We start from the raw sequence: 5153 nt of genomic DNA on the forward strand, positions 1-5153 counted from the left end.
CGGTGCGGTGGGCGCACGGCGGGGACTTGCCCGGCCCGCCCGCGCGCCCCTACCGTTGTGCCATGCAGACCCCCGAATCCAACTACACGCCCGTCGTCGAGGACTACCTCAAGGCCGTCTGGATGCTGCAGCAGGTGGAAGCGCCCGTTTCCACCTCGCGCATCGCGGAGCGGCTGGGGCTGACCTCCGCGGCGGTCACGGCGATGGTCAAGCGCCTGGCCGAGCACGACCTGCTGCGGCACGAGCCGTACTACGGCGTGCGCCTCACGGCGGCCGGCGAGCTGGCGGCGTTGCGCATCATTCGCCGGCACCGCGTGCTGGAGCTGTTTCTGGTGGAGAAGCTGGGGTACGAGTGGGACCGCGTGCACGACGAGGCCGAGCGGCTGGAGCATGCCGCCAGCGACGAACTGATCGAGCGGCTGGCGCGGCTGCTGGGCGAGCCGGAGCGCGACCCGCACGGCAGCGCCATTCCCACTGCCACGGGCGAGGTGGACCGCAGCGCCTATCCCGCGCTGGGCGACCTGAGCCCGGGCGAAACGCGGCGCGTGCTGGAGGTGCAGGTGCAGGAGCCGGAGCAGCTTCGCTACCTGGGCTCGCTCAACCTGCGTCCCGGCGCGGAGGTGGAGGTGGTGGACAAGTCGCCCTTCGAGGGCCCCGTCTCCCTTTCCGTCAACGGGGAGCGCGCGGTGATCTCGCACTCGCTGGCGCAGCGCATCCGGGTGCGCGCCCCACGCGACGGTGGCTGAGGCGGCTGGCCGGGCTTTTGCTCCCCCCGGGGATGGACTCCTAACCTGCGGATGGGGACAACGATGCGATTCTGGAAGCTGCTTCTGGGTGTGGCTGCGGTGGGGCTGGTGGCGGTGGCGTTCCGTGATGTCGCGGGAGACCGGTGGCTGCGTCCCGCCTCGCCGTTCGGCGGGGACGATGACGACGAGGGCGGCGTGGCGGTGTCGGAAGAAGAGCCGGTGCTGGGGTACGACGGCATGGACCGCGACACCCTGGTGGACTGGCTGAGCGAGGCCGACCTGGACCACGAGACGCTGCTCGCGATCCACGCGTACGAGTCCGCGAACCTGAACCGCGGCCCCGTGCTGGATGCGGTGGATGATTTGCTGGGGTAACGGCAGGAACGACAGGGAATAGGGAATAACGACAGGGAATAGGGAATAGGGAATAGGGAATAGGAACGGCGTCCGGGGCTCCGGCTGCCGAGCACGAAGCCCGGCGGATCTGATCCGCCGGGCTTTCGTGAACCCCGAAGTTGCAGAGGAGCAGAGAACAGCCAGAGATAAAGAGGGCCATCTGCCGTCCTCTGTATCTCTGCCGTGATCGCTTTGCTCTCAGGAACGCAAGTTGTTCACTCCCCTGCTGTTCCCCTATTCCCTATTCCCTATTCCCTGTTCCCTATTCCCTATTCCCTATTCCCTATTCCCTATTCCCTATTCCCTAGTTCCCTGATCCCCTCCGCCAGCGCCTCGAACAGCGCGCCGACCTCCGCCGGCTCGTGCAGCCGCGACTTCGCCGCGCTCTCCTCCGGCAGCGGATCGGCGATCAGCACGCCCTCCGCGTTCGCGCTCCAGCCGTCCAGCGCGCGAAAGGCATCCTCGTCCGTGCGGTCGTCGCCCAGGTACAGGATGGGCGCATCCGCCGGCGGGCGCATCTGCTCCAGCAGGAACAGCACCGCGCGGCCCTTGTCCCACTCCACCCGCGGCCGCACCTCCAGCACCATCTTTCCCCCCGTCACCCGCAGTCCCGGACGACCATCCGCCGCGGCGTGGACGGCGGCGCGCACCTCCGCCTCGCGGTCCGCGGCCTGGCGGTAATGGATGCTCAGCGTGAGCCCCTTGTCTTCCACGAACGCCCCGTCGATCCCGGCGAGCGCCCTGCCGATCAACCCCGAAACCTCCTCCAGTTCCGGACGCGCGGCGGCGGCTTCGGGATGGATGCGGTGCAGTCCCGCGCCCTCGATCTCCATCCCGTGGTTCCCCGCGTACGCGATCCCGGGGATGGCCGCGAGGTCGCGCACGTCCGCCAGCCCGCGCCCGCTCACGACGGCCACCTCCACGCCCTCCATCGCCATCAGCCGGTCCAGCGCCCGGCGCGTGCGCTCCGGCATCCGCGCCAGTTCGGGGCGGGCGACGATGGGGGCCAGCGTGCCGTCAAAGTCCAGCAGCAGCACCAGCCGGCCGCTCCCGCGCCATCCATCGCGCCACAGGGGGACGCGTTCCAAGGCGTTCTGCATGCGTGCATCCGCTGAGGGAAAAAGAGCCGGCCCGCGGTTGACCCCGGTTGCGGGCGGGCCTACGTTGCGCGGCCCTGAACCTACGTCCCCGCACGCCGTTGCGCATGTCCTGGATCGACCGCATCACCTTCAACGAGCAGGGCCTGGTGCCCGTGGTGGCGCAGGACGCGCGCACGGGCGAGGTGCTCATGCTGGCCTGGGCCAACGCCGAGGCCCTGCGCCTCACCCTTGAGACCGGGCGCGCGCACTACTGGAGCCGCTCGCGGCGGGAACTGTGGATCAAGGGCGACACCAGCGGCCACACGCAGGCGGTGGAAGACGTGCGCGTGGACTGCGACGAGGACGCCGTCCTGTACCGCGTGCACCAGACCGGCGCCGCCTGCCACACCGGCGAGCGCAGCTGCTTTTACCGCGTGGTGAAGGGGGATGAACTGCAGCCCGCGCCGGACCCGCGCCCCATGGCCGACCGGCTGGAGGAGATCGTGGCGCGGCGGCACGCGGAGCGCCCCGAGGGCTCGTACACCACCTACCTGTTCGGCGCGGGGACGGACAAGATCCTCAAAAAGGTGGGCGAGGAAGCCACGGAAACGGTGATCGCCGCCAAGAACGGCGACCTGGCCGAACTCCGCTCGGAATCCGCCGACCTCCTGTTTCACCTGATGGTCCTGTGGCGCGACCGCGGCCTGGACGCCGGCCAGGTGTGGGACGAACTGGAAAGCCGCTTTGGCCGCGCACCCCGCGCCGGCAGCACCGAAGCCCGCGCCAGCCGCTCCGCCGACGGGACCTGATCCGCACCGGGTGGATCGTGGAAAGGGCCGCTCCCCATCCCGGGAAGCGGCCCTTTTCTCGTCTGTGCCCAGCCACGGGCAGCGGTTCCCCGTGGTGCGAGACAGCGCGCTCAGTGCGTGCCGGCCACGTACACGGGGGCGTACCGCCGCGTCGTCGTTCCGTCACCCAGCTGCCCCTGCCGGTTTTCGCCCCAGCACATGGTCGCGCCGGAGACGGTCTGGGCGCAGACGTGGCCGCCGCCAGAGACGACGGTGCGGAACGCGGTGCCGGCCGGCTGCGTCACGGGACCCGGAACGGGGCGGCTGGCGGGGTTCGTACCGTCGCCCAGCTGGCCGTAAAAGGCGAATCCCCAGCAGTACGCCTGCCCGGCCGTCGTCACCCCGCAGGCATGCTCGTCTCCCGCGGTGATGCCGGTGAAGGCGACGCCGGCGGCCTGGTGCACGGCCACGGGCCGGTACGCGTCGTACTCCAGATTGTTGCCCAGCTGTCCCCGCACGTTGGTGCCCCAGCAGTACGCCTGCCCCGCGGACGTCAGCGCGCAGGTAAAGTCCAGGCCGGCGCGAACCCGCGTGAAGCCCACCCCTGCCGGCTGCAGCACGGGCGTGGGAACCAGGCTTCCGGTGTAGCCCTGGTTGCCCATCTGCCCCGACCCGCCCTCGCCCCAGCAGTACGACTGGCCGCCGGATGACGTGGCGCACGTGTGGTAGCGCCCCGCGGTGATGCTGGTAAAGGCGGCGTTCGCGGGCATGCTCACCGCACCGGGCGTGGCCCGGTGCGCCTTGCTGCCGTCGCCCGCCTGCCCGTAGTCGTTGCGGCCCCAGCAGTACGCCGCTCCCCCCGCGGTCAGCGCGCAGGTGTGGTTCTTTCCCGCCGCCAGCGTGGTGAAGGCCACCCCGGCGGGCTGCGCCACGGCCACCGGCACGCCGTGAATGCCGCCGCTGCTGCCGTCGCCCACCTCGCCGAACACGTTGAGCCCCCAGCAGTACGCCTGCCCCGCCGCCGTCAGCCCGCAGGTGTGGTCGCCGCCGGCGATCAGCGTGTCGAACGCCACCCCGGCCGGCATGGCCACGGGCGACGGGGTCAGGCGGTTCAGGTACGTTCCGTCGCCCAGCTGCCCGGCGTCGTTGGATCCCCAGCAGAACGCCGCGCCCTCCGCCGTGAGCCCGCAGCTGTTGGTGCCGTTCGCCGCCAGCGAGCGCAGCCGCAGAAACGCGCCTTCCGCCTGCGGAACCTGCGCCTGCACGTAGACGGCAAAGGTAAAGCTCGCCGCGCCGTTGGCCTTGAAGCGCCACACCTTGCCCGCGGTGATCTCGCCCGGCGACAGGATTCCGTCGCCGCCCAGTTCCTTGGCCGCCACCTCGTCTGTGGCGTCGTCGTCGTACTCGAAGTACGGCTGGTCCGGCGCGGTGAACGACTCCGTGCCCGAGGCGTTGGCCACCGCGGCGCCGCCGGTGGGCCCCGCGACAAAGAACACGCGCACGCCGGTGGTGGCCGGGGTGGTGCCGTTGGCCGTGCCCATGGCGCCCGCGAGCAGGTTCTGCACGTACACCGTGGTGCTCAGTTCGTCCGTCCCCGCGTCGTAGGTAACGGCGCCGTTGCTCAGGCGGATGTAGCGCGCCTGCCCGCCCAGGGTGAGCAGGGTGCGGCTGGGCCCGCCCGCGGCGCCGGACGCGCACGCCATTTCCCCGCCGCGCACGTTTACGCTGCAGTCCAGCCGCTCCAGTGTCGGCGTGGCGGGAGGGGCGTTCACCGGCGCGGCCGGGTTGGCGTCGCAGGCCGCGGCCAGGGCAAGCAGCGGGAGGGCTGCCGCGAACGCGCGGCGGGGAGAAGACAGAATGCGCATGGTCCGGGATCGTCGGTTGGGTTGCACCGGGCCGGGCCGCGCTCTCGCACCGCCCGCCGTGTGCAGGAGACTACCGGACGCGGCCCACGCGCGGGATCGGACATCCGACCCGGGGCGAATGACCGATGCCTCCCCCAGACACGAACGGCACCCGGGGCGATTGCCCTGGGTGCCGTTCGATGGGGTTGCCTCCGCGGAGCCGCGTTGAACGCGGTGCTCCGTCCGCCCTCACGGTTCGCCGGTCAGTCCATCACCTGGCGCCGGCCGCGCGGCCGGTCC

Annotated in this window: 5 protein-coding genes; 3 read left to right on the forward strand and 2 right to left on the reverse strand. The window is 71.2% G+C overall.

All coding sequences use genetic code 11. The annotated features are described in order from the left end of the window. Positions 1 to 62 precede the first annotated feature (62 nt). Complete coding sequence (locus VF665_RS01205; RefSeq protein ID WP_331051570.1) at positions 63 to 746, forward strand: metal-dependent transcriptional regulator; 684 nt, start codon at positions 63 to 65, stop codon at positions 744 to 746. Positions 747 to 809: 63 nt separating this feature from the next. Then, the gene (locus tag VF665_RS01210; RefSeq protein WP_331051571.1) at positions 810 to 1121 is read left to right on the forward strand and encodes a hypothetical protein; all 312 of its coding nucleotides are present in this window, start codon (positions 810 to 812) and stop codon (positions 1119 to 1121) included. Positions 1122 to 1432: 311 nt separating this feature from the next. Here VF665_RS01210 and otsB read toward each other — a convergent pair whose 3' ends face one another. Further along, positions 1433 to 2242, reverse strand: a complete 810-nt coding sequence (otsB, locus tag VF665_RS01215) for a trehalose-phosphatase (protein ID WP_331051572.1) — start codon at positions 2240 to 2242, stop codon at positions 1433 to 1435. Positions 2243 to 2346: 104 nt separating this feature from the next. Between otsB and hisIE the strand changes: the two genes are divergently transcribed. Next, a complete protein-coding gene (gene hisIE / locus VF665_RS01220; protein ID WP_331051573.1) occupies positions 2347 to 3030 on the forward strand; it encodes a bifunctional phosphoribosyl-AMP cyclohydrolase/phosphoribosyl-ATP diphosphatase HisIE in 684 nt (227 codons plus the stop codon). Between the two features lie 110 nt (positions 3031 to 3140). Here the strand turns inward: hisIE and VF665_RS01225 are convergent, their stop codons facing one another. Next, positions 3141 to 4874, reverse strand: a complete 1734-nt coding sequence (locus VF665_RS01225) for a hypothetical protein (RefSeq protein WP_331051574.1) — start codon at positions 4872 to 4874, stop codon at positions 3141 to 3143. Positions 4875 to 5153 lie beyond the last annotated feature (279 nt).

Source organism: Longimicrobium sp., from assembly GCF_036387355.1.
Taxonomy (GTDB): Bacteria; Gemmatimonadota; Gemmatimonadetes; order Longimicrobiales; family Longimicrobiaceae; genus Longimicrobium.

Coding starts and splice junctions, on each gene's coding strand:
- otsB (WP_331051572.1), bottom strand. CDS start 2,242: ATGCAGAACGCCTTGGAACGCGTCCCCCTGTGGCGCGATGGATGGCGC.
- VF665_RS01225 (WP_331051574.1), bottom strand. CDS start 4,874: ATGCGCATTCTGTCTTCTCCCCGCCGCGCGTTCGCGGCAGCCCTCCCG.
- hisIE (WP_331051573.1), top strand. CDS start 2,347: ATGTCCTGGATCGACCGCATCACCTTCAACGAGCAGGGCCTGGTGCCC.
- VF665_RS01210 (WP_331051571.1), top strand. CDS start 810: ATGCGATTCTGGAAGCTGCTTCTGGGTGTGGCTGCGGTGGGGCTGGTG.
- VF665_RS01205 (WP_331051570.1), top strand. CDS start 63: ATGCAGACCCCCGAATCCAACTACACGCCCGTCGTCGAGGACTACCTC.